Below are 23,492 nucleotides of genomic sequence, written 5' to 3'. Positions count from 1 at the left end.
CTATAGGAAAAACAAAGAAAGGAAGTGCAATCAACGACAATGGCGACAGCTGTGCGTCCGCTGCGCGCGCTCTGCGCAGTGGGCGCTCTCTGTGTGCTCTGTGGCTCTGTGGTGAAAAAATCGGTAGCGCGTAACATCAGTTTATCAGTGATAACTGGTCACTGGTCACTGATCACTGAATTGATAGCGTCTTCAGCAGCAGACTGCTGCGCTTCTTTCTTCGAAGGCCCAGACCCACGACCTACTTCTTCGCCGTCGATAGCAACAGCGATGATGAAACGTTTGCTGTGGTCAGGACCCGACTCCTCGATGATACTATACTCGGGAGGACACTTGTGTTTCTTCTGTGAATAATCCTGAAGGTCAGCCTTCCAATTTCTTATAGGCTTCGTCATGATGACGTTGATCTCCGAAGAGAAATTCTTGAAAAGAAAATTCTTGGCAGCCTCGATGCCACCATCGAGGTATATAGCACCGATGATAGCCTCGAAAAGATCGGAAAGGATAGAATCGCGGCCGCGACCGTTATTGAAACGCTCGCCTTTGCCAAGAAGAAGGTATTCCTCGACGTCGAGCTCCTGGACGTATCGCATACAAGCAGAAGCATCGACAAGGCAAGAACGTAGATGCGACAGATCACCCTCTGAAGTAGAAGGAAGATACCGATATAAATAGTCGACGATAAGAATCCCTAAAACAGAATCTCCAAGAAATTCAAGACGTTCGTTATGCTCCGATGTGATGTCGCGGTGTTCGTTGACATACGACTTGTGGACGAAAGCCAGCGCCAACAATGACTTGTCTTTGAAGGCATAGCCTATTTTCGACTCTATATCAAAAGAATGTGTTATGAGGTCTTTAAGGTCTTTCATGGTAACGATAATAATATATAACGTTGTTAAAACTCAAGAACAGAGAAAAACCTTGTAAAGTTTTTAAAAAGTCTTTACTATAAGTGTTTTAAAAATAATAAGCGGTTAATATGAAACACGATATCGTTACAGAACAGAGAGATTTCTTTTATAATAAAGGGTATATCGAATTCGAAGGGATAATTACCACAACACAAGCCGATGATATCAGGGCTGCCGTCGCCGAGACATTAGAACAAAGACGTGATGGCGAAGAACGATATCGTAATTCTTCGTATTGCGCAGGAAGAGACCTGTGGCGTGACAACGAAAGTATAAAGAAAATTGTAAAAAGTAAGAAGATCGCCGAAATCGTCGTTTTGCTTACCAACAAAAAAACTATACGACTCGCATATGATCAGAATGTCACGGCAAAAACACCGCTCGTCGCCGAAGGTGCCTCTTTAACAGAGCTGTCGGCACTACAAGGCGTCATCGCAGGGGCGATGCTGTGCCTTAAACCCGATACCACCGAAGAAGCACCAGAATATTTCCCCAAAGAAAAGGGGAGCGCCGTACTGTTCCGTGATGATTTTATCATGACAGAAAAACCCGCGGGTAATGGAATATACCACTATATCGTATATTGCGAAGAGACAACAGTATATATATATAACGAAAATGATGAGAATTGCCACACCTTGAGAGCTCTGGGATACGACTATGGCGATGCTCTTCGTAATGAATATCACCCGCTATTATTACGCTATCGCTGTCAATAACACCAATAGCAACCAAAAATAGCCAAATATGTCTTGTCATTATACGAATGTGTTGGGTATACACAGACATTGATCATTGATAACCGATAACTGATAATTGAAATTTATGGGCCTTTTTTCGCGCAAAAAAAAACCTAAGATAAAGATACAGACTACTAAGCAAGATGGCTTCAGTGGATGGCTCAAATGCACCCACTGCCAGGAGCTTATACACTCCCACGAACTTGAAAAGAATAATAACTGCTGCCCACGCTGCGACTACCACTATAGAATATCGGCGCGTATACGTATCGCAAACCTCGCCGACGAAGGCTCTTTCACAGAAATGCACGAAGACCTTCAGCCTATCGACCCACTTAATTTCGTAGACTCGCAGTCGTACACCGATCGCCTGAAACGAGCACGTACACAGTCGAAAAATAGCGAAGGCGTCATCACAGGGACGTGTGCCCTAGACGGACACAGCATAGCATTGGGCGTCATGGATTTTAGCTTTATGGCAGGGTCTATGGGTTCTGTCGTCGGCGAACGCCTTACGCGCCTGATAGAGCATTCTATAGACAACGAGATCCCCGTCGTGCTAGTAACGGCATCGGGAGGCGCGCGGATGCAGGAATCGGTACTTTCCCTTATGCAGATGGCAAAAGTCTCTGCTGCCCTTGGAAAGCTCCACGAGGCTAAGGTGCCATATATCTCCGTTATGACAAACCCCACGACAGGAGGCGTTACAGCTTCGTTCGCCTCATTAGGCGACATAATCATCGCGGAGCCACAGGCCTTGATATGTTTCGCTGGGCCGCGAGTAATAGAACAGACGATAGGGCAGAAGCTACCCCCAGGAGCACAGAAAGCCGAATTTCTTCTAAAACATGGCATGGTAGACTGCATAGTAAAAAGACATGAGCTAAAAGAAAAACTTTCGATGCTTTTGACGATGCTTACCGACGCCGAGATCGAAGAACATACTATTGCCGACATTGAAATCCTTGAAAGCGATAAGATATTAACGAAAAAAACTGAGAATATTTGATGAAGGAATATATCAATGTCATCGTAGATGTCGCAGAAGGAGCGCAACCCCCGGAATATCAGTCGTCAGGGGCTTCAGGGGCCGATGTCCGCGCATATCTCAATGACCCAATAATCGTCGATGGTGGGGCTTCAGCACTGATACCTACAGGAATAAAAGTCGCCATCCCCGAAGGGTATGAGATACAGGTGCGCCCTCGTAGTGGTATGGCATTGAAGAATATGATAACAGTCCTAAATACCCCAGGAACAATAGACTCCGACTACCGCGGAGAGATAGGCGTTATCATAATAAACCACGGTAAAGAACCTTTTGTTATAATGCCTAAAATGAGAATAGCACAGCTTGTCCTCGCGCCAGTAGCACACGCAACGTTCGTAGCAGAGAAACAACTCGCTATGTCGACACGTGGGTCTGGAGGCTTCGGACATACAGGAGAGTAATACCCATGATTGCGACCTATACTTTGACATAGGTTTTTTGCAGTGGTACAGGTGCGAAGATAAAAGACGAGCGAATGTTAAAACATTCGCGAGGATAGAATCAAAGCAGATGTGCTGTTGCAAAAAGACATATGGTGAAGCCAAATAATAGCAAATGGGCAAATAAAAACAATAAGAAATAGCAAGGGCTTAAGATATCTATCTTCACATGTTTATATTTTTCGCCAGAGCTTTTTAGAAAGAAAGAAATGTCCTGTTTCCTATAGTATCCATAGTGTCAGGCAGCCTGACTCATTTTACTCCTCGTGAATAGTTATAACTATTCGCTTGTCGTTCACTGAGCCATCTTGCCCAACTCTATGGCGCTAAAGGAAATATAGAGCGTAATCATGGGTAAAAATATGGTAAAAATTTCTGATTATATCACAAAAGACCTAATCGTTGTTCTCGACGTCGCTACGAGAAAAGAAACTATCGATGCTCTTGTCGATACCCTCGACGCCGCAGGGAAGCTAGAAGATAAGAAAGCCTTCTCCGATGCAATACATGTCAGAGAAGATAGTGTCTCTACCGCCGTTGGCAGAGGAATAGCAATACCACACGCAAAGCTTCAGGAATATGGTAGCTTCTTTATAGCAATAGGGATAATAAAAGAAGGCGTCGACTGGCATGCCCTCGACGGTAAAGATGTTACAATAGTGTTTATGGTAGGAGGCCCCGACGATAAACAGGCGGACTACCTGCAGATACTCTCGAAAATAACATTCGCAGTAAAAGATAAAAAAATCCGCAAGGCTATGATGGAAGAATCGCCTGAAGATATAATAAACTTGTTTGCTGCTCAGGAGGAATAGTTATGGACCTAAAAATAAAAGATGTCACAGAGATGCTAAGCGTATCAGAAACGACGATACGACGCTGGCTCGCAGAAGGAAAGATCCCAGCATATAGACTAAATAAACAGTATCGCTTCAGCAGAGCAGAGATAGAAAATTGGGTGATGAGCCAGAGAATGGGCGTCGAAACTAAAGCATTGCCGTTCGCGAAAAATGACGACGTCGAAGAAATGCCTTCTGCTGGAGGGATGATGCAATATAGCCTATACCGCGCTATAAACAAAGGAGGGGTGTTTCATGACGTTCCAGGCGACACCAAAGAAGAAGTCATCCACGCTACCATGCAATTGCTCGCCAAAAATCTCGACCTCGATGCAGAAGTCCTTACAGACCTGCTCCTCGACAGAGAACGCCTTATGCCCACAGCATTAAATAATGGCATCGCCGTACCTCATACAAGAGACTTTATCCTAGGCGGACACCACGATGCCGTCGCTGTCGTTACACCACAAAAGCCTATAGATTACGGCGCTCTCGACGGCAAGCCAGTACATACGATGTTCTTCCTCTTCGCATGCGAAGATAGAAGACACCTGCACCTCCTTGCTAAACTTGCACATATGAGCAGCGACGAAAAAGCACAAGAACTTATGATGTCGCGACCTAATAAAAAAGAACTACTAGCATATATCCGCGAACTAGAAAAAAATATCCAATAATCATTTGTTATAGCGAATAGTAAAGTCACTATAGCTGATCACTGGTCACTGGTCACAGGCTTCTTCTTAGAAGGCTTCTTTGCGTCGTCGCTAACGAAAACAATCTCATCATTTTTTAGGACGATGCGCGATGACTTGCCTTCTCCCTTTTCGAAGAGAAGCTTGTCGGCTAATGGGTCTTCGAGATACCTCTCTATAGTACGGCGTATCGGACGCGCCCCAAGTTCTGGCTCGAAGCCTTTGTTGACGAGGTAATCCTTGGCATCATCGTCGATGGTGATGGTAATGTCCCTCTTAGTCAGGCGCTCTTGTAGCTTCCTGACCTCTATGTCGAGGACGTTTTTCAGCGCCTCTTTGTTTAGAGGCTGGAAGATAACCATGTCGTCAAGACGATTTAGGAACTCCGGCTTGAACTTCTTCTTAACAGAGCTTTCTACTTTGTCTTTTATGACGTCATAGTCAAGACCCGAAGCTTTAGCACCGAAGCCTATCTCGGTACTCTTCTTGAGGAGGTCAGCACCGACGTTAGACGTCAAGATGATGATAGTATTGCGGAAGTCGATCTTCCTGCCGAAAGAATCTGAGAGCTTGCCCTCTTCGAGGATCTGTAGAAGGATATCTATAACGTCGGGGTGTGCTTTCTCAAGCTCATCGAAAAGTACTACGCTATAAGGACGCTGACGTACCTGCTCGGTAAGCTGCCCGCCTTCTTCGTGGCCAACATATCCCGGTGGAGAGCCCGTCATCCTGCTGACGGCGAATTTCTCCATATATTCCGACATGTCAACCTGTATAAGGGCATCTTCGCCGCCGAACATATGAATAGCAATGAGGCGCGCCAAAAGCGTCTTTCCTACGCCCGTAGGTCCTAAGAACATAAAAGACCCTATAGGACGTCGTGGGTCTTTGATGTCGGCACGGCTGCGTCGTATAGCACGACATACCGTGCTTAGAGCGTCGTCTTGTCCGATGATATCGTTTTTGAGGATCTCTTCCATCTTTAAGGCTTTCTGCGTCTCGCCCTCTGTTAGGCGCGTTAGCGGTATTCCCGTCTGACTTGCCACTACGCCGGCAACGTCGTCTTCGTCGATGATAACCTGATTTTCTTCTTTGTTATGCTCCCACTCAACCCTCATCTTCTCGAGATCTTCGCGAAGGGTTTTTTCTTTGTCGCGGAGCTTTGCTGCTTTCTCATATTCCTGTTTTCCTATAGCACCGTCTTTGGCGACGCGAGTCTTCTCGATGTCGGCCTCTAGCTTTCCGAAATCTTGTGGAGAGTCCATCATAGCAACGCGCATCTTGGCGCCGGCCTCGTCGATAAGGTCTATCGCCTTGTCGGGAAGATAGCGCCCTGTGATATATCTGTCGGACAATATCGCTGCACTGTCGAGAGCGCTGTTGGTGTATGTGCATCTGTGGTGCTCTTCGTATTTCACCTTGAGGCCGTCGAGGATCTCTATGGTCTCCTTGATCGTAGGAGGCGCGACGGTTATCTTCTGAAAACGACGCTCTAAAGCTCCGTCTTTCTCGATATGTTTGCGATATTCGTCGACAGTAGTAGCACCAATACATTGTATGTCGCCACGCGATAACGCAGGCTTTAATATGTTAGAAGCGTCGATGGCACCTTCAGCAGCGCCAGCACCAACGATATTGTGTAGCTCGTCGATGAATAACAAGATATTACCATCTTGTTTTATCTCGTCCATGACAGCTTTGATGCGCTCTTCAAACTGCCCACGATACTTCGTTCCCGCGATCATTAGAGGAAGGTCCAACATGATAAGACGCTTCTTCCTGATGTTCTCAGGGACGTCGCCATTGACAATAGCTTGAGCAAGGCCTTCGACGATAGCAGTCTTTCCAACGCCAGCCTCACCGATAATTACAGGGTTGTTCTTGCGACGACGACATAAGATAAGGATAAGACGCTCGATCTCTTCCTTGCGGCCAATGACAGGGTCTATCTTGTTTTCACGGGCAGCCTCAGTGAGGTCGTGGCTATATGATTTCAACGCTGGAGATTTGTCACCGCCAGGGAATCCGCCAGGCATGCCGCCAGGGATGCCACCCTTGCCGTGAAGCTTGCCGTGGATGCCTCCAGGAGGAAGTTGCTGGCCGACAGGAGGAAGCTGCAGGTTGAAAGACTCCAACTCTTTGATGACCTCTTTCTTGATGTCTTGAAGGTTGACATCAAGGTTCCCAAGAACTTGAGCAGCGACACCATCGGCTTGCTGCAACAAACCAAGAAGAAGGTGCTCGGTGCCGACATAGTTGTGGTTGAGGCTCGTAGCCTCTTCCTGGGCGAACTCGAAGACCTTCTTAACCTTGCCAGTAAGAGCAGGGTCGCCATAAACTTGTATCTCTGGACCATACCCAACAAGACGCTCGACTTCTCCACGTACCGTCTCAAAGTCTAGGCTCATATTCCTCAAAACATTGACGGCAACGCCCTGCCCAAGCTTAAGAAGCCCAAGCAATACATGTTCGGTGCCCAAATAATTGTGGTTTAAACGCTGCGCTTCTTTCTTGGCAAGCTTGATGACTTGCTTCGCTCTGTTTGTAAACTTGTCAAACATATGATGGTCCTTGTTGTATAATGTTATCGTTTATCACGGATCGTAAAAGGAAAGCATATTTTTTTGCAAACAAATGCGATAACAACATAATTATATATACGCTATACGCTATAACTATCCGCTATCACAAAATTCTATCAAGGATAGACTCTACGGTGAAGCCGTATTCTCCGGCGATGTCATGCATCGGTGCAGACGTCCCAAAGCCTTCGACGCTTATCGTTATGCCGTCACTGCCAACATATCGATGCCATCCCATGTCGCTGCCGGCTTCGAAGCTTACACGCTTACCGATATCACCACCGACGACAGAAGCCTTATATTCCGCAGGCTGCTTCTCGAAAAGCTCCCAGCATGGCATAGAGACGATACGTACATTTTTATCCTGACGACGCAGCTCCGCAGCGATGTTTATGGCAAGAGAAACCTCCGACCCCGTCGCGAAAAACGTGAAATCTATAGGACCTTCTTCTTCTTTTTCGACGATATATGCTCCGCGACCAACGCCTTCATCATAACCTACGCCAGTGCCTTCAAGAAGAGGAAGCGACTGGCGAGAAAGTATCAACGCTGTAGGGCCTTCGTGGCGTAGCGCCGCAAGCCATGACATCTTCACCTCATTATTATCGGCAGGGCGTATCACATAAAGACCAGGCATAGCCCTTAGGCTGGCAAGATGCTCGACAGGCTGGTGCGTCGGGCCGTCCTCGCCGAGGAAGACGGAATCGTGGGTAAACTGGTATATCACGGGGAGCTTCTGCATAGCAGCAAGGCGTATAGCGTTACGCATATAGTCGGAGAAGACAAGGAACGTCCCACAGAACGGCAGTATCATCGTCGTCTGTGCAAGACCCGTCGCTATCGCCCCCATGGCGAATTCCCTTACACCATATTTTATGTTCCTGCCACCGAAATTCCCAGAAGCTATAACTCCGAACTTCTCGAACATCGTCATATCAGAACACGACAAATCAGCAGAACCACCATAAATATATGGCATCATCTCAGTAAGCATATTGACGACAGCATGCGATGCCTTACGCCCAGCGAGAGGACTTTTCATCTCTAAAGCCTTGAGCTTGTTTTCTATGCTTTCGGGAAGAATCTTCTTCGACATAGACTCGAATTCATGGAAAAGATCAGGGTTTTCAGCTTTCCACGCCACGAAGGTCTCATTCCAGGCAGCTTCTTTCTTGGCGTCGCGGTCGAGCTTGTCGGCGAAGAAATTCTTCACAGCCTGAGGGACGAAGAAGTCTTCGGCAGGAAGGCCAAGAGACTCTTTTACCGCAGACACTTCGTCATCACCAAGAGGGGAACCATGGACTTTGTGAGTGCCAGCTTTAGAAGGAGAGCCTTTGCCGATGATAGTATCGACAAGAACAAGGGCAGGGCGCTGTTGTTTAGAGCGTATCGTTTCAACACAAGAATTCATGGCGTCGAAGTCGTAGCCGTCGACAGTATAAACTTCCCAGCCGTAGCTTTCGAAGCGCTTCTTGGTGTCTTCCGAACACGTCTCTGAAAGAGGGCCGTCGAGGCATATCTTGTTGCTGTCATAAAGAACAACAAGATTGTCGAGACAAAGATGTCCAGCGAGAGAACACGCTTCATGGTTGATGCCTTCCATAAAACATCCGTCACCAGCAAGGACGAAAACCTTGCTGTCGAAGATAGTATGATCTTCGGTGTTGAACTTCTCAGCAAGGACCTTCAAACCTAAAGCCTGGCCAACACCATTGGCGATGCCCTGACCCAAAGGCCCTGACGTCGTCTCGATACCATGAGATAAAGAATATTCCGGATGCCCAGGAGTCTTAGCATGTAGCTGACGGAAGCTCTTGACGTCTTCAAGAGAAAGATCAAAGCCAGAAAGATGAAGACACGAATATAACAAAGCACTGCCATGACCAGCAGATAAAATAAAACGGTCGCGGTTGGCCCATAGAGGGTTCTTGGGGTTGTGGCGAAGAACATGGCCATAAAGATACGCGCCAAGCTCTGCACAGCCTAAAGGAAGGCCAGGGTGTCCAGAATTGGCATGCTGGATGGCGTCGATAGAAAGATGGCGGATGGTGTTGGCAACCTTTCCGAGGATAGATTTAACGTCGGCATCAAGATGAGACTCGGCAGCCTCACCGAAATTGGTGTCCATATACATAGTATCTTCTCCTTTAGTAGCATTCCTTGTATGTACCAAGAGACTCTAGCTACTACATAATATAATCTGCAAGAAAAAACGTTTTACAATTTTTTCCTTGGTATATAGAGTATGTCTTTACACAGAGGAAATATTATGGCAACGACAGTAGTTGTATTGCGACACGGGAAACCCGTCGATAGTGAAGGATATGCTGAAGATGGCCTACGCCCTCTTTCTGAAGAAGGGAGGTCTGTACAACGGGCTGTCGTTGAAGGCCTTAAAGATAAGAACATCGTCCCCACCATGGTATATACGTCGCCGTTAGTAAGAGCGCAAGAGACGGCAGGTATCGTTGCAGATGTCTTCGACGTAGAAGTTCAAGATACTGAAGCTTTGAGCTGTGACACCTTCGACGCCGAGAAGCTTCTCACAATATTACATAACTCTAACGAAGGCTCTACGATATTCTTCGTAGGACACGCCCCAACATTAGGGAACCTTGTCAATGAGTTCGTCGGTGAAGAAGTCATCAATGACGGCATAGCAAAAAGCGGCGTAGCTATTGTAACCTTTAACGATGCTATTGCGCTCGGCAACGCAACATTCATATCATATTTTAAACCAGAAGATCTTATTTAAAGGAAAAACACCATGACACAAGAATGGAAAAAAGAAGTCGATGCTATTATAGCAGAGAAAGGAAGTAATAGTAAGGCGCTGATGCCATGCCTGCATGCCATACAGAAAAAAGATCGGTATATATCACGAGAGGCGATAACTTTCCTTAGAAAGGCGCTGTCCGTGAATCCTATCGATATATACGGCGTCATAACATTCTACGGAATGTATACGACAGAAAAACAGGGCGAAAATGTTATAAGAGTATGTAGGTCGCTTCCCTGCTCATTAGGAGGGCATAAAGATGTCGCCGATGCAATACGCGAAGAGCTGGGAATTGGCGACGGAGAGACTACCGCCGATGGAAAATTTACATTCGAAGAGGTGTCATGCCTGGGATTGTGTGACAAAGCTCCTGCTGTTATTGTCAATGAGGAGGTCTTCGAGAATATGACGGCAGAAAAGGTTCGAGAGCTTATCAAGGGGAGGAGATAGACGATGGAAAATATACTATTGAAGGACATAGAAACCCCGAACCTTAAGGCGCTGGAAGTATTTCGCGGTGCCGGAGGTTATAAAAGCCTACAAAAAGCTCTGTCAATGGATCCAGAAGCCCTTATCGAAGAGATAAAAGCTTCGAAACTCGTAGGACGAGGAGGCGCAGGATTCCCGACGGGACTCAAATGGGAGTTTACCAGGAAGGCTCCTGGAGACGAACGGTATCTTGTCTGCAACGCCGACGAAGGAGAGCCCGGAACTTTTAAAGATAGAGTTCTGCTGAAAAATAACCCGCACCTCCTTATAGAGGGCATGGCGATAGCGGGGTATGCAATAGACGCAAAGAAAGGATATATATATATAAGAGGGGAATATTTCGAGGAGATAAAGAACGTAAAAGCCGCCCTTGAAGAAGCGCGCGCAGAAGGACTCCTCGGCGATAATATCAACGGCAGCGGATATGGCTTCGATATAGAAGTATATTGCGGTGCTGGCGCATACGTCTGTGGCGAAGAGACGTCGCTCTTCGAGTCTCTCGAAGGGAAAAGGGGCAACTCCCGCGAGAAGCCTCCATTCCCTACAATATCAGGGTATGACGGGAAACCTACCGCTATTAACAATGTAGAGACTCTTTGTAACATACCGTCTATCGTAGAGAATGGCGGTGAGTGGTATGCCAATATCGGCGATGCCGATGCTCCAGGACCTAAACTCTTCTGCGTGTCGGGTAGTGTCAACAAGCCTGGCGTCTACGAAGCTCCTATGGGTATAACCCTCCGCGACCTCATCGACAGCTACGCCGGAGGCGTTAAAGGGACATTCAAAGCCGCCCTCCCTGGCGGTATCTCTAGCGCCCTTATCACCGATATTGATACGAAACTCGATCCAAAAAACGTCGCTGCAGCAGGTAGTATGCTGGGGTCGGCGGCAGTCATCGTTATTAATGATGAAACCAATATCATCGACGTCGTAGAGAATAGCGTAGAATTCTTCGCACACGAGTCTTGTGGGTTCTGTACGCCATGCCGCGAAGGTACACGGCAGGCATGCCATATCATAAAAAAAATAAAGGAAGGAAAAGGCACGCCAGAGGATCTCTCATTGCTAGAAGAGATGGCGGACTTCATGTGTGACACGTCACGGTGTGGGCTTGGACAGGCGGCACTCAACGTCACGACGAGCGCGATGAAGCATTTTAAAGAAGAATTTGATCAGGGAGTGAAACAATAAATATGGTATCTATCACGATAAACGGAAAAAAGATCGACGTCGCCGAAGGGACGACGATATTGGCAGCAGCGAAAGAAGCACATATCATCATACCAACGCTATGCTTCCTCGAAGAATTCGAGGCAGTAGGAGCTTGTAGGTTATGTGTTGTAGAGATAGAAGGGGAGAATAAGCTGGCAGCGGCATGCTCGCGAAACATAGCGGAAGGAATGGTAATAAATACACATTCGCCACGGGTAAGAAAATCGCGACGTATGGTGGTAGAACTCCTCATGGCAAACCACGCAGCTGATTGCTTCACCTGCGAGCGTAACCAGATATGTGAGCTCCTTAAAGTTTCCAACGACCTCGGCTTAAAAGATATAAGATTCGACGCCCCTAGAGAAGAGAAGCCGCTCGACACAACAAGCCCTTCGCTTGTCAGGGACCCAAATAAATGTATCCTCTGCGGAAGATGTATGCGCGTATGTTCCGACGTGCAGACAGTGAACGCTATAGGGTTCGCAGGGCGCGGGACAGGAACGACGGTAGCGACTTTTATGGAAGAAGGCCTCGGCAACGTAGAATGTGTGACGTGTGGACAGTGTATCCACGCATGCCCTGTAGGCGCTCTAAAAGAACAAACTTGTGTCGACGAGGTGTGGAAAGCTCTCGACGACGACAAAAAACATGTCGTCGTTCAAGAAGCTCCAGCAGTGCGCGCCGCCCTCGGTGAAGAGCTTGGCCTTCCAGAAGGGACTCTCGTCTCCGGAAAGATGCATACAGCCCTCAAAATGCTCGGTTTCGACGCCGTCTTCGACACAAACTTCAGTGCCGACCTTACTATCATCGAAGAGGGCTCTGAACTTCTCGATATCGTTGCTGGCAAGATTAAAAAGCCGCTGCCGCTGATAACATCATGCTCGCCTGGATGGATAAAGTTTATGGAACACTTCTACCCAGACCTCGTCGACCATGTGTCTTCGTGTAAGTCACCACAGCAGATGTTTGGAACACTAGCGAAAACATACTACCCTGAGCAGACGAAGAAAAACCCCGCCGATATCGTCTCTGTTTCTATTATGCCGTGTACTGCGAAGAAATTCGAAGCCGATAGGCCAGAGATGAACGACAGCGGATACAAAGACGTCGACTACGTCCTTACGACACGAGAGCTGGCGCGTATGATACGTGAGGCAGGGATAGACTTCGCGACGATAGAAGATAGCGAGGCAGAACCACTAATGGGAGAGTATACCGGCGCCGGCACAATTTTTGGCGCGACAGGTGGCGTCATGGAGGCAGCACTGCGTACCGCTTACAAGCTTGTCACCGGAGAAGAGCTCGCCGACGTGAATATTATTCCAGTAAGAGGTCTCGAAGGAGTGAAGGACGCGACGATACCAGTCGGAGACCTCGATGTTAAAGTCGCTGTCGCACACGGCCTCGGTAATGCACGCGTCCTCCTCGACCAGATACGCGCAGGGGAGTCGCCATACCACTTCATAGAGATAATGGCATGCCCAGGAGGGTGCGTCGGTGGCGGTGGACAGCCTATAGGGTATGATATGTGCCTAAGAGGAAAACGTGCCGATGTCCTATACAACGAAGACGAGAATCTTCCATGCCGATGCTCTCATCACAACCCATCAGTAACAAAAATATACGAAGACTTCCTGGAAAAACCACTAGGAGAAAAATCACACCACCTACTACACACCACATACACCGAAAGAAATCGAGTATAAAAGACAGAGTATAGGGAGCGCGCATAGAAGAAAAACAGGATTTTTGCTACAAAGATTATAGAGTAGTCACAGAGAAAAAATTAATATAGGAATCCAAATAGCCACAGGGGGATTTTCCCGCCGGCGCCTTGTTCTATGTCATCACATGCAAGGTATGCATCCTTCGTTGATGATATCTGATGAAATGTTTTATTCTTGCCTCCAACCTCAAATGTGTACATGTCATCGACAATAAAGTCTCCACTTTTTGGTAAGCAAATACCATGCTGTTGAGAGACCATCGAAAGAAAAAAGGTTTCACGAATAGTCCCTTTCTTAAAGCGATCAAAAGATGAAATTGCAAAGATTTGGTTGGGATTGTCGAGATAAACCTTTTCCGGAGATTCTAATGCGCTGAATTTTTTCGAGGCTCGAGAAAGACATCGTATTAATCCGGCGTCTTCAAGGTGCTTGAAATATAACTTCAATGTCCGATCATCGCCAATTTCAAGGGCGGACATAATCTTTTTCCAGTTAGGTGTGAATGGTACTGCATTGGCAATAAAAATAAGCAATTGCTTGATCTTTTTAATACTATTCCCCGTTAATGTTGGAAATATCGCAGCGATATCGGATTCTATAGTAGTGTGGAGATTCTGCTCCAAAACCGTTTTATAGAGAGCCTCATCATTTAATTCATGGAAAAATGGATAGTAACCATTCTTAAGATATTGCTGAAATAAAGGTATCACTTTCTGATCTTGCTTACTTAACTTCGCGATGATTTCTGCCGCAATCCTTTCATGGGTATGGCAAAGGTCATTCAATGAATATGTTTGAAGCTCGATGTCATAGATAAGTTCTAAGTATTCCCTAAAAGACATGCCGTTCATATAATGTCGTATAGCTCTACGGGAAAGATCATGGCTGCCTTTGTACAATTCTAAAGCAGAACTTCCTGAAGCAAAAATCTGTAGCTCCGGAAACGTATCATAGATGCTTTTTAATTCATTAGACCAATTTGGATATTTATGAACTTCATCGAAAGCAATCCACTTGCCACCAAGAGTGCTAAACTCTTCAGCGATTTCATATAACGACATTGTCGCTATTTTGAAATGATCTGATTGAATATAAAGAATTCTATTGTCAAAAATATCACCTTCAACACGGTCAAGTAAAAGCTGAACTAACGTCGTCGTCTTGCCAACGCCACGCTGACCAACAATTAATGACATCCTTGTATCAAAATTAATAGAACGAATAATATAGCGCCTATAAGAACTATTGGTTATCGAAAGAAAACGATGGCTTAATTTACGTAAATCGTCAAACATTATATACCGCCCCCCTGTTTGTATTATATTACTATTATACCATGTATATAATTGGAATGCAATACGTTTTTTTGTCACTAAAGTACGTAATGCAATCCGGTTGTTGGGCGTGGATAGGGAATGCTAGCAAAAAAGGGCGCAATTTTGAATGGCTGATAAGATTCATTACTGATGTTACGCGCTAATCTTGCTTTAGTGGTGTAGCGAAAGGGGTAAGATGCAAGTATCTCCGACGAGCCAAGCTCTGAAGAGCTGGGAGAGGAGGAATACGCAGCAGATTGCCCCTTGCAGCACGCCAATAAAGTGAGAGTAGCGCGTAAGGTCAGTTCATTAGCCTGACTTATGACACTACAGAATATTGGGGCAATTTCAATGATTGACTTCAATTCACAACGTTTACCAAGATTCACCTTGTTCCAAAAATTTTGTTGTAGTCAGTTTTTCAGCGAATCCCGGATACTTTTTGGACATTTGTTTTTTTGCTTTTTCAAATTTATGATGGCGTTTCATATCTATTTTCATAAATATTAGCCCTACGTTGTTGACCTCAAAATCGCCAATATAAACAACTTCATTAGGTTTTACTTCAAAAGCGCCATACGTGATCTTTCCATCATTACTAATACCGGGTTCTTTAGAACTGTATATTTTATTGCGTTCATACCAAGACAGGTTTTCAATGATGTAAATACCTGGTTCGATCATCATTGCCATCTGTGGCCCTTCCAATGAGTTTTCTAATGAAAATAGCTTGTATGTTGCACGATATGCTGTTGTTTCTTTCGCTTTATATTTATCATATCCTTGGTCTACACGAACGATATCGAAATTTACCGGTATTTTTGTTTTAACAAGGGTATTCTTATACATCTTCATTACAGCGATGCCCTTTTGCTCCGATTCAAAAACATCTTTTTGTATGGTGTAATCGGAATACCTACTTTGACAGCTGCTCATGATAGCAACAGCAATAAACATCAAAAAAATACGTGATACTATTTTCATTTGTATATCCTTGTAAAATATTAACTATAATAACCTAAACTATCTATATCTTGTTCATTAAAAAAATGCATCAAATTTTTTTTGATATAACTAACATGTTTAGGGACACGGAATTGTGAACTAATCTTTCCCCGAGTCTTTGAAATCCTTGTATTTACCTTATATAGGGTGTTATTGTATAGTATCTGACGTTACTTGATACAAATATGAGGCTCGTTACATGAAAACACAAGACATACGCCGAAAATTTCTAGAATATTTCAAAGAAAGAGAACACACCGTTGTTTCTTCTTCGTCCGTAGTCCCGCATGACGACCCCACATTGTTGTTTGTCAACGCCGGAATGAACCAGTTCAAAGACGCATTCCTTGGAAAAAGCCAGCGCGACTATGTTCGTGCGACGAGCTCGCAGAAAAGCATACGCGTCGGCGGCAAGCACAATGACCTCGAAAATGTCGGACACACAAAACGACACCTTACCTTTTTCGAGATGCTAGGGAACTTCTCCTTCGGAGACTATTTTAAGAAAGAAGCTATACAGTTCGCGTGGGAAGTGTCGACAGAAGTCTTTGGCTTCGACCCAGAACGTATATGGCCAACCGTCTTCACCGACGACGATGAAGCTTTCGAGCTGTGGAAGGAATACGTTCCTGCCGAGCGTATAACACGCTTCGGCGAGAAGGAAAACTTCTGGGCTATGGGCGACACTGGCCCTTGTGGCCCATGTTCCGAGCTTCTGTACGACAGAGGAGAGAAATACGGCACAGCAAAAAACCCTACCGATGACACAGACGGCGAGAGATTCCTAGAATTCTGGAATCTCGTCTTTATGCAGTACAACCGTGAAGAATCGGGCAGTATGACCCCGCTGCCAAAGCCTTCAGTAGACACCGGCGCCGGACTAGAACGTATCGTCGCCCTTATCATGGACGTCGATAACGTATACCATACCGATATCTTAAGGAGTATCATAGAAAAGATAGAAGACGTCACAGGGATTAAATACGACTCTACCGACGAGAAGCTCGCTCCAGCATTCCACGTCATCGCCGACCACCTTCGTACACTTTCTTTCGCTATCGCCGATGGTGCACAGCCAAGCAATGTCGAAAGGGGATATGTCCTAAGGAAAATCCTCCGTCGCGCTGTACGCTATGGACGTATGCTCGGGATGGATAAACCCTTCCTCGCAAAAATCCTTCCACGCCTTATAGAGACGATGGGTGACGACTACCAAGAGATAGTTTCTGCACAGACACGTATCGTAGAAATCCTTACACAAGAAGAAGAAGCCTTTCTAAGAACACTAAAACGTGGTGGTAATATCCTTGGCAACGTCATCGCCAATGCAAAGAAACACGGAAAACAGATCGGTGGCGACGACGCCTTTAAACTAAAAGATACCTATGGGCTGCCTCTCGACGAGATACTACTCATCGCCAATGACAACGGGCTGTATGTCGACATCGAAAGGTTCAATATCCTAGAAAAAGAAGCTCGTGAACGTTCTAAGCAGGCACATAAAACCGTAAGCCATCAGGTCGTCAATGATGATATCTTCTTGGAACACATAGAAAAACATGGCTCCAGCGATTTCGTCGGTGACGATGCCTTGACAACAAAGGCAAAAGTTACTGCAATCATCGTCGACGGCGAGCATGTAAAAAGCCTTTCAAAAGACTCCGAAGGGCTTGTTATCCTCGATACCACGACGTTCTACGCTGAAAAAGGTGGGCAGATCGGCGATACTGGCGACATAAAAAACAAAGATATGACGTTCTCAGTAAAAGATACGCAAGAGCAATGCAAAGGCGTCGTTGCACACGTAGGAAAAGTGAAAAAAGGTGAAATATCTGTAGGCGACACCGTAGAAGCCCACGTCCACGAAGAGCGCCGGCAGAAGATACAAAATAACCATACTGCTACACACCTACTTCATTGGGCGCTGTGTCAGGTCCTCGGCGACCAGGCGAAACAAGCAGGCTCCGTCGTCGATGCCGATAGATTACGTTTTGACTTCAGCTACCACAAAGCTATGACCGACGAAGAACTTCGCAACGTAGAAGACCTCGTGAATACAAAGATACGCTCCGACGCCACTGTAGAGTGGTATGAGAAGTCTTACGAAGAAGCACAGAATGATAAAGGGATAAAACAGTTCTTCGGCGATAAATATGGTAAGACAGTACGCGTCGTCGATATTGATTTCTCCAAAGAACTGTGCGGTGGAACACACACCAAAGCCCTAGGGACTATAGGATATTTTCGTATAGTAAAAGAGGGGAGTATCGCCGCAGGGATACGACGTATCGAAGCAGTGACCGGCGCCGACGCAGAACATTTCGCACGCCATAGCGACGACACGATAAACACCATGGCATCCATGCTGAAAGTCCACCCACATAAGCTTATGGGTCGTATAGAGAAGCTTGTCGAAGAAAATAAAAGCCTGTCTACCGAACTCAAGGCAACAAAAAAAGCCTCTATGGGTGACACCACACAGAAACTCGTCGACAAGGCAGAAGATATCAACGGCATAACATTCATCGCCGTAGAAGTCGATGCCGACAGTAAAGCATTGCGCTCCCTCGCCGATGATGTCATAAAAAAAGCTTCTTCTGGTGTCGTAGTCCTCGCAGCGAAAAGCGACGGCAGATGCCAGCTGATAGTGCGCGTCACCGACGACGTTATAGCAAAAGGGATAAAAGCTAACGACATCATCGCAAAAATAGCGCCTATCGTCGACGGTGGCGGCGGAGGAAAAGCCGATAACGCACAGGCCGGTGGCAAGCGCCCCGACAATATCGCCAAAGCCTTAGAAAAAGCTCGAGAGCTTCTAGGGTAACACATCGAAAATGTCTTCAGATTCTAGAATAATAAGATTGCCATCATCGCCGCCAGTCGATACTTTCGACGCTGTCGCTAGCCAGCGCCTGCTACAAAAGATGCAAACTACTATGGGGCCAGGACTTAAAACAGTGATGCCAAGATGGTATGTCGATGAATTCATTGAGCGCATTCACACGATGATACGGAGAGATGAGAGGGAGTTTATAAATAAATCAAGACGTCGATGGCCGAATAGCTTGTATAGAGCTGTAAAAGATGAAACAGGAAACATACAGGTTCAGGTTGTAGCAAGAAAGAAAGAAGATGTAATAAGGACATCTAGCGTAAGGATACGGCCGTCACTTACATATGATATATGCCCGCCAACAGGTGAGATTACGCTGACAGAGACGATGCATATGCGTTTTAGCAGCAAAAGGTATAACGGGGAAGAGTTCGAAGATATACAAGCTGGGTTTTCTTTGATGCGCCAACTTCTTGAAAAGCACCACGAGCTTAATGTCATTGCCCCGGAACCTTGGGGAGAATATAATACGACGACAAGAGATGACGATGAAATTACGCGCTATGAATATCAAGCTCAAAGAGGAATACCGTTGGTAAGGTATAAAACAAGGGGTTTTTTAGATATTGATCCAGGATTCTCTCTGAGAGAAAGAATTAAAATTGTTGCTGATGTTGCATCAGCGCTGCGGATAATTCACCAAAAAGGCATCATCCATGGAGATGTTAAACCGTATAATATTGTTGCCATCGAAGGCACAGGAAAACTTATAGACCATGAATTTGCGGCGTATGTTGGACGATGGAGGGAGGAAGGAGATTTCGAAGATTATTTTTATTGGCCTAAGATAACCAATAACTTTACAGGAGTTAGGTTCACAGACATCTATGGGCTCGCTATAACGATGGCTGAGCTTTTTCTTGAAGCAAGAGCTTATGATAGAGAAAAAAGGTTAATATCATGGCTACAAAAAGAGTTTCGGAAACGTAAGCAGAAAGCTGCTGAAAAAGTGCGTATACCATTAAAAGTCGACCAGATGAATACAGAGAATAAAGAAGCGTTTCTTCGCATGTTTGAAGATTTAAAAGAACAACTTACTTTGGAAGAACAAGCTTCATTTCTAAAAGTTTTGCTGTATGGGATGGTGTGTGACTTCGTCTGTGAGGTAGTAGAACTCGACGTAAAGATATATAATGAATATAGTTCTTTTAAAAAGGCACACAGCGAAGAAGGAAATAAAGACAAAGAATTTGACGACACCATGATCAGAGAACATCAGCTGCTGACAGAGTTTTATGATCGCATCGTGGATATGTTGAGTTTTTCATTTCCTACGCCGCTACATGATATAGCAGAATAATTACCGATAGCGAACAAACAAAAACACACACTAAGAATAACATGCGAGAAGACATAATAAAAAGCCCGAGATTGAATGCACTACACGATATCGCCGCAGGAGCGTCGAACATAGTAGCAGAGAAGCTGTGGGACTCTCCAAAAGCATTAATAGTCGCGCACACGCAAAAAGCTACAAGCAAAAACATTCTCGTCGTCACCGCAAAAGGACAAGAAGAAAACAGGATTCTCGACGACATAGAATTTTTCAGCGACGCCATCGTCCAAGACTTCCCCTCATGGGAGGCTATGCCTTCGGAAAATATAGCCCCAAGCTCCGACGTCGCGGGCTCGCGATATACGATATTACACGCTATCTCCACAGAAAAACGCCCCCATATCGTCGTCACAGGGATACAGGCGCTCCTGCAGAAAGTCATACACCCAGAGATGCTCGAGCTTATGAGTATGACGATATCCGTCGGAGATAAATACGTCTTCGATACCTTCGTCGGAGATCTAGAAACTATAGGATATACCCGAAAAATTGTAGCTTCGGATAAAGGTGAGGTCGCCGTCAGGGGAGGCATCGTTGATATCTTCCCAATAACGTCGACAGAGCCATGCCGCATAGAGTTTTTCGATGGCGAAGTCGTCTCAATACGAACATACGACCCCGTAGCGCAGAAGTCGGTAGGAAAGATAAAGCGCTGTCTAATAACGCCAGCGCGCGAGCTAGAGCTAATAAAACAAGAAGACACACTCTCTACCATCGTAGAATATCTCGGCGAAAACACTATCGTCGTTTTCGACGATATCGCCGCCATAGAAGATAAATATATCGCAATGGAAGGCGTGCCAAGGACGGTCTCTAAGACATTCGGAAGATTCAAAGATTTTTTGAACGATATAAAAAGCCTGCAGAAGATATTCTTCGCCGATGACGATATAGAAAATCTCAGCGATGTCAGCACAATCAACAGCACAGGAAAAAACCTATACTCGGAAAATAACAATTCCTATGGAATACGCTTCAGCGCCTTCGGAACAGATTTCGAAGCAGAAAGATGGAAGCATCCTTTTAAAACTCTGGGAGAGCACTTCGCAGAAAATGCCAATACAGAAGAATTCTCGGGATTAGAGCTTCTTAATACGCTGAAGTCCGCAGAAACCTCCACGATGACATTCGTCGCCGATACCGGCGCCGACAAGAAAAGATTTATACAGCAGCTCTATGACGCCGGAATAGAGAGCCCCTCTTTCATCCGTGGATATCTGTCGCAAGGGTTCGTCGTTACCGACACCGGAAACGCAATAATACCGCATACCGAAGTAACACGCCGATATAAAATACGAAGACAGAAGATCCGTAGCTCATACCATTCGATGCCGACAGAGATGTACCAGCTCGATGAAGGCGATATAGTAGTACACCGCAACGACGGCATAGGACGATATCTCGGCACAGAACGCATGCGTAACAATGCCGGCGTTGACACCGAATATCTACTAATAGAATATGCCGAGAAGGCACGACAATATGTTCCTATGGCACAGTCGTACCTCGTCAGCAAATATATCGGTGCTAGCGAGACAAAACCTTCACTAAGCACCCTCGGAAACGCGCGATGGAAGAAGATCCGCGAGAAGACTGAACACTCTATAATCGGATATGCCTCAGAGCTCCTAGATATATATTCAAAACGATCATTGACAAACGGGCATGTCTTCCCCGACGATGGCGATGATGTCAAAGCCTTCGAAGATGACTTCCCCTTCGTAGAGACCGAAGACCAGATAGCCGCTATCAATGACGTAAGAAACGATATGATGTCGGAAAAAGCAATGGATAGGCTCATCTGTGGCGATGTCGGATATGGCAAGACGGAAGTCGCTATGCGCGCAGCATTCAAAGCCGTCGATGGTGGTAAACAGGTAGCTGTCCTCGTACCAACAACAGTCCTTGCTATGCAACATTACGATACTTTCATAGAACGTATGTGTAATTTCCCAATAAATGTAGCCGTTATGTCGCGATACAATAAAGCTAAGGAAAATCGTGAGATAATACAACGCGTCGCCGAAGGCACAGTAGATATCCTCATAGGAACACACCGTATTATCAGCAAAGACGTTGCCTTCAAAAACTTGGGACTCGTAATAATCGACGAAGAACAACGGTTCGGCGTTAAGACCAAAGAAAAACTCCGCTCTGCTAAAGTCGGCGTCGACTGCATGGCGATGTCGGCGACGCCGATACCGCGGACGCTATATATGTCGATGATAGGTACTCGCGACATGTCTACAGTAAATACCCCGCCACACGATAGGCTGCCAATACAGACAGTTGTATGCGAGGGCCTCGACGATATAATGCAGGCAGCACTGTTGCGAGAGCTTTCACGCGATGGGCAGGCGTTCGTTATCCACAACCGCGTAGAAACAATATATAATATGGCCGATAGGATACAAAAGCTTCTTCCACAGGCGCGGATAATAGTGGCACATGGACAGATGCATGCCGACGCGATAAATACAGCATTCCATACATTCCGCGAGGGAAAAGCCGACATCCTTCTAGCAACGACTATAGTAGAAAATGGCGTAGACGTCCCCAACGCAAATACTATCATCGTTGACAGGTCGGATATGTTCGGATTGGCAGCGCTGTACCAACTTCGTGGGCGCGTAGGGCGGTGGAACCGACAGGCATATGCATATTTCCTTGTGCCTAACAACACAACAGAACTATCACAGCAACGCCTCGAAGCCCTTATAGAGACAGGAGGATACGGCGGAGGGATGCGTATCGCTATGCGCGACCTTGAAATTCGTGGTGCCGGCGACATCCTCGGAACCGAACAGTCTGGACATATTGAGGCGATAGGATTCAACCTATACTGTAAGATGCTGCGACGTACGATAACAAGTATCAAAGACAAAAAAGCTATACTGATAGAGACTAAGATGGAATGTTGCTACGACGCACGACTACCCGACGGATACATCAACGACCCAGGGCTTCGTATGGAGCTGTATCACAGGATAGGGGAGGCGACGTCATGGGAAGAGACAGACGCCATCTTCGAAGAGATAAAAGACCGTTTCGGGAAATTGCCAATACCAGCACAATGGCTATACCACCTCACACGTATCCGTATCGCCGCCGCAGAAAACTCTATCGCAACACTTAACATACAAAAACAGTCGCTTAAAGCAACACAGCAGAAAGGCAAAATCAAGACACCGAAAACCGCCGCCTTCAAAGAGCAAAACAACCCTCAAAATTTCGAAAACATCGTCGTCGATATAATAAAAGAGCTATTCTGACATCTATAGCTGAAGGCAATCTCTTACTGCAGGTAAAAGGAGAATGGCGAAAACTTTTTGTCCCGCTGAGGAGAGGATTTTTGCGGATTAGCAAAAATCGCCGATGGCGGGACTCGCTTGCGAATTGCACCAGTCATAAAGCGCAGGTATTTTTGGCGTAAGCCGAAAATGAGCCCGCCTTAGCGGGCTAAGCGCTTTT

Annotated in this window: 17 protein-coding genes; 12 read left to right on the top strand and 5 right to left on the bottom strand. The window is 46.0% G+C overall.

Annotated features, from left to right (window positions below):
* Positions 1 to 158 precede the first annotated feature (158 nt).
* Positions 159 to 872: a ribonuclease III gene (gene rnc, locus HN980_01495; protein ID MBT6928160.1), complete on the bottom strand. Its 714-nt coding sequence runs from the start codon at positions 870 to 872 to the stop codon at positions 159 to 161.
* A 110-nt stretch (positions 873 to 982) separates the two neighbouring features.
* Here rnc and HN980_01490 point away from each other — a divergent pair, with 110 nt between their 5' ends.
* The 5 genes from HN980_01490 (at position 983) to HN980_01470 (ending at position 4,661) form a co-directional block, all read left to right on the top strand.
* Positions 983 to 1,633: a hypothetical protein gene (locus HN980_01490; protein MBT6928159.1), complete on the top strand. Its 651-nt coding sequence runs from the start codon at positions 983 to 985 to the stop codon at positions 1,631 to 1,633.
* A gap of 106 nt (positions 1,634 to 1,739) precedes the next feature.
* Positions 1,740 to 2,663, top strand: coding sequence for an acetyl-CoA carboxylase carboxyltransferase subunit beta (locus HN980_01485; GenBank protein ID MBT6928158.1), 924 nt, complete (start codon positions 1,740 to 1,742; stop codon positions 2,661 to 2,663).
* Entirely contained in the window at positions 2,663 to 3,106 is a 444-nt protein-coding gene (dut, locus tag HN980_01480) for a dUTP diphosphatase (GenBank protein ID MBT6928157.1), read from the top strand. The genes HN980_01485 and dut overlap by 1 nt, the downstream gene beginning before the upstream one ends.
* 401 nt (positions 3,107 to 3,507) lie before the next feature.
* On the top strand, positions 3,508 to 3,960 hold the full coding sequence (locus tag HN980_01475; protein ID MBT6928156.1) for a PTS sugar transporter subunit IIA: 453 nt from the start codon (positions 3,508 to 3,510) through the stop codon (positions 3,958 to 3,960).
* 2 nt (positions 3,961 to 3,962) lie between these two features.
* Complete coding sequence (locus HN980_01470; GenBank protein MBT6928155.1) at positions 3,963 to 4,661, top strand: PTS transporter subunit EIIA; 699 nt, start codon at positions 3,963 to 3,965, stop codon at positions 4,659 to 4,661.
* Between the two features lie 38 nt (positions 4,662 to 4,699).
* Here the strand turns inward: HN980_01470 and HN980_01465 are convergent, their stop codons facing one another.
* Both HN980_01465 and HN980_01460 read right to left on the bottom strand, forming a co-directional pair.
* Positions 4,700 to 7,240 (bottom strand): ATP-dependent Clp protease ATP-binding subunit, encoded by a 2,541-nt coding sequence (locus HN980_01465; GenBank protein MBT6928154.1) that lies wholly within the window; start codon positions 7,238 to 7,240, stop codon positions 4,700 to 4,702.
* Positions 7,241 to 7,364: 124 nt separating this feature from the next.
* Entirely contained in the window at positions 7,365 to 9,389 is a 2,025-nt protein-coding gene (locus HN980_01460; protein MBT6928153.1) for a transketolase, read from the bottom strand.
* A gap of 141 nt (positions 9,390 to 9,530) precedes the next feature.
* Between HN980_01460 and HN980_01455 the strand changes: the two genes are divergently transcribed.
* The 4 genes from HN980_01455 to HN980_01440 are packed head-to-tail and all read left to right on the top strand — an operon-like array spanning position 9,531 to position 13,450.
* On the top strand, positions 9,531 to 10,016 hold the full coding sequence (locus HN980_01455; GenBank protein MBT6928152.1) for a histidine phosphatase family protein: 486 nt from the start codon (positions 9,531 to 9,533) through the stop codon (positions 10,014 to 10,016).
* Positions 10,017 to 10,028: 12 nt separating this feature from the next.
* Entirely contained in the window at positions 10,029 to 10,490 is a 462-nt protein-coding gene (locus HN980_01450; protein MBT6928151.1) for an NAD(P)H-dependent oxidoreductase subunit E, read from the top strand.
* Between the two features lie 3 nt (positions 10,491 to 10,493).
* On the top strand, positions 10,494 to 11,723 hold the full coding sequence (nuoF, locus tag HN980_01445) for an NADH-quinone oxidoreductase subunit NuoF (protein ID MBT6928150.1): 1,230 nt from the start codon (positions 10,494 to 10,496) through the stop codon (positions 11,721 to 11,723).
* A 2-nt stretch (positions 11,724 to 11,725) separates the two neighbouring features.
* Positions 11,726 to 13,450, top strand: coding sequence for a 2Fe-2S iron-sulfur cluster binding domain-containing protein (locus tag HN980_01440; GenBank protein MBT6928149.1), 1,725 nt, complete (start codon positions 11,726 to 11,728; stop codon positions 13,448 to 13,450).
* A gap of 80 nt (positions 13,451 to 13,530) precedes the next feature.
* Here HN980_01440 and HN980_01435 read toward each other — a convergent pair whose 3' ends face one another.
* Positions 13,531 to 14,766, bottom strand: a complete 1,236-nt coding sequence (locus HN980_01435) for an AAA family ATPase (GenBank protein ID MBT6928148.1) — start codon at positions 14,764 to 14,766, stop codon at positions 13,531 to 13,533.
* A 396-nt stretch (positions 14,767 to 15,162) separates the two neighbouring features.
* The gene (locus HN980_01430) at positions 15,163 to 15,771 is read right to left on the bottom strand and encodes a hypothetical protein (protein MBT6928147.1); all 609 of its coding nucleotides are present in this window, start codon (positions 15,769 to 15,771) and stop codon (positions 15,163 to 15,165) included.
* 220 nt (positions 15,772 to 15,991) lie between these two features.
* On the opposite strand from HN980_01430, the gene alaS reads away from it, so the two are divergent.
* Genes alaS through mfd form a run of 3 tightly spaced genes read left to right on the top strand, consistent with a single transcriptional unit; the run spans position 15,992 to position 23,293 of the window.
* On the top strand, positions 15,992 to 18,616 hold the full coding sequence (gene alaS, locus HN980_01425; protein MBT6928146.1) for an alanine--tRNA ligase: 2,625 nt from the start codon (positions 15,992 to 15,994) through the stop codon (positions 18,614 to 18,616).
* Positions 18,617 to 18,626: 10 nt separating this feature from the next.
* Complete coding sequence (locus HN980_01420; GenBank protein MBT6928145.1) at positions 18,627 to 19,985, top strand: hypothetical protein; 1,359 nt, start codon at positions 18,627 to 18,629, stop codon at positions 19,983 to 19,985.
* Between the two features lie 41 nt (positions 19,986 to 20,026).
* Entirely contained in the window at positions 20,027 to 23,293 is a 3,267-nt protein-coding gene (gene mfd / locus HN980_01415; GenBank protein MBT6928144.1) for a transcription-repair coupling factor, read from the top strand.
* Positions 23,294 to 23,492 lie beyond the last annotated feature (199 nt).

This window comes from Waddliaceae bacterium (genome assembly GCA_018694295.1).
Taxonomy (GTDB): domain Bacteria; phylum Chlamydiota; class Chlamydiia; order Chlamydiales; family JABHNK01; genus JABHNK01.
The sequence above is the reverse complement of the archived record's forward strand: the minus strand, read 5'-3'. Positions and strand labels throughout refer to the sequence as shown.

What these genes read in the sequence shown, in the direction of transcription:
- HN980_01460 (MBT6928153.1), bottom strand. Translation starts at nt 9,389, where the DNA reads ATGGACACCAATTTCGGTGAGGCTGCCGAGTCTCATCTTGATGCCGAC.
- HN980_01455 (MBT6928152.1), top strand. Translation starts at nt 9,531, where the DNA reads ATGGCAACGACAGTAGTTGTATTGCGACACGGGAAACCCGTCGATAGT.
- HN980_01475 (MBT6928156.1), top strand. Translation starts at nt 3,508, where the DNA reads ATGGTAAAAATTTCTGATTATATCACAAAAGACCTAATCGTTGTTCTC.
- HN980_01430 (MBT6928147.1), bottom strand. Translation starts at nt 15,771, where the DNA reads ATGAAAATAGTATCACGTATTTTTTTGATGTTTATTGCTGTTGCTATC.
- rnc (MBT6928160.1), bottom strand. Translation starts at nt 872, where the DNA reads ATGAAAGACCTTAAAGACCTCATAACACATTCTTTTGATATAGAGTCG.
- HN980_01485 (MBT6928158.1), top strand. Translation starts at nt 1,740, where the DNA reads ATGGGCCTTTTTTCGCGCAAAAAAAAACCTAAGATAAAGATACAGACT.
- HN980_01450 (MBT6928151.1), top strand. Translation starts at nt 10,029, where the DNA reads ATGACACAAGAATGGAAAAAAGAAGTCGATGCTATTATAGCAGAGAAA.
- HN980_01440 (MBT6928149.1), top strand. Translation starts at nt 11,726, where the DNA reads ATGGTATCTATCACGATAAACGGAAAAAAGATCGACGTCGCCGAAGGG.
- HN980_01470 (MBT6928155.1), top strand. Translation starts at nt 3,963, where the DNA reads ATGGACCTAAAAATAAAAGATGTCACAGAGATGCTAAGCGTATCAGAA.
- nuoF (MBT6928150.1), top strand. Translation starts at nt 10,494, where the DNA reads ATGGAAAATATACTATTGAAGGACATAGAAACCCCGAACCTTAAGGCG.
- HN980_01465 (MBT6928154.1), bottom strand. Translation starts at nt 7,240, where the DNA reads ATGTTTGACAAGTTTACAAACAGAGCGAAGCAAGTCATCAAGCTTGCC.
- HN980_01490 (MBT6928159.1), top strand. Translation starts at nt 983, where the DNA reads ATGAAACACGATATCGTTACAGAACAGAGAGATTTCTTTTATAATAAA.
- HN980_01420 (MBT6928145.1), top strand. Translation starts at nt 18,627, where the DNA reads ATGTCTTCAGATTCTAGAATAATAAGATTGCCATCATCGCCGCCAGTC.
- dut (MBT6928157.1), top strand. Translation starts at nt 2,663, where the DNA reads ATGAAGGAATATATCAATGTCATCGTAGATGTCGCAGAAGGAGCGCAA.
- mfd (MBT6928144.1), top strand. Translation starts at nt 20,027, where the DNA reads ATGCGAGAAGACATAATAAAAAGCCCGAGATTGAATGCACTACACGAT.
- HN980_01435 (MBT6928148.1), bottom strand. Translation starts at nt 14,766, where the DNA reads ATGTTTGACGATTTACGTAAATTAAGCCATCGTTTTCTTTCGATAACC.
- alaS (MBT6928146.1), top strand. Translation starts at nt 15,992, where the DNA reads ATGAAAACACAAGACATACGCCGAAAATTTCTAGAATATTTCAAAGAA.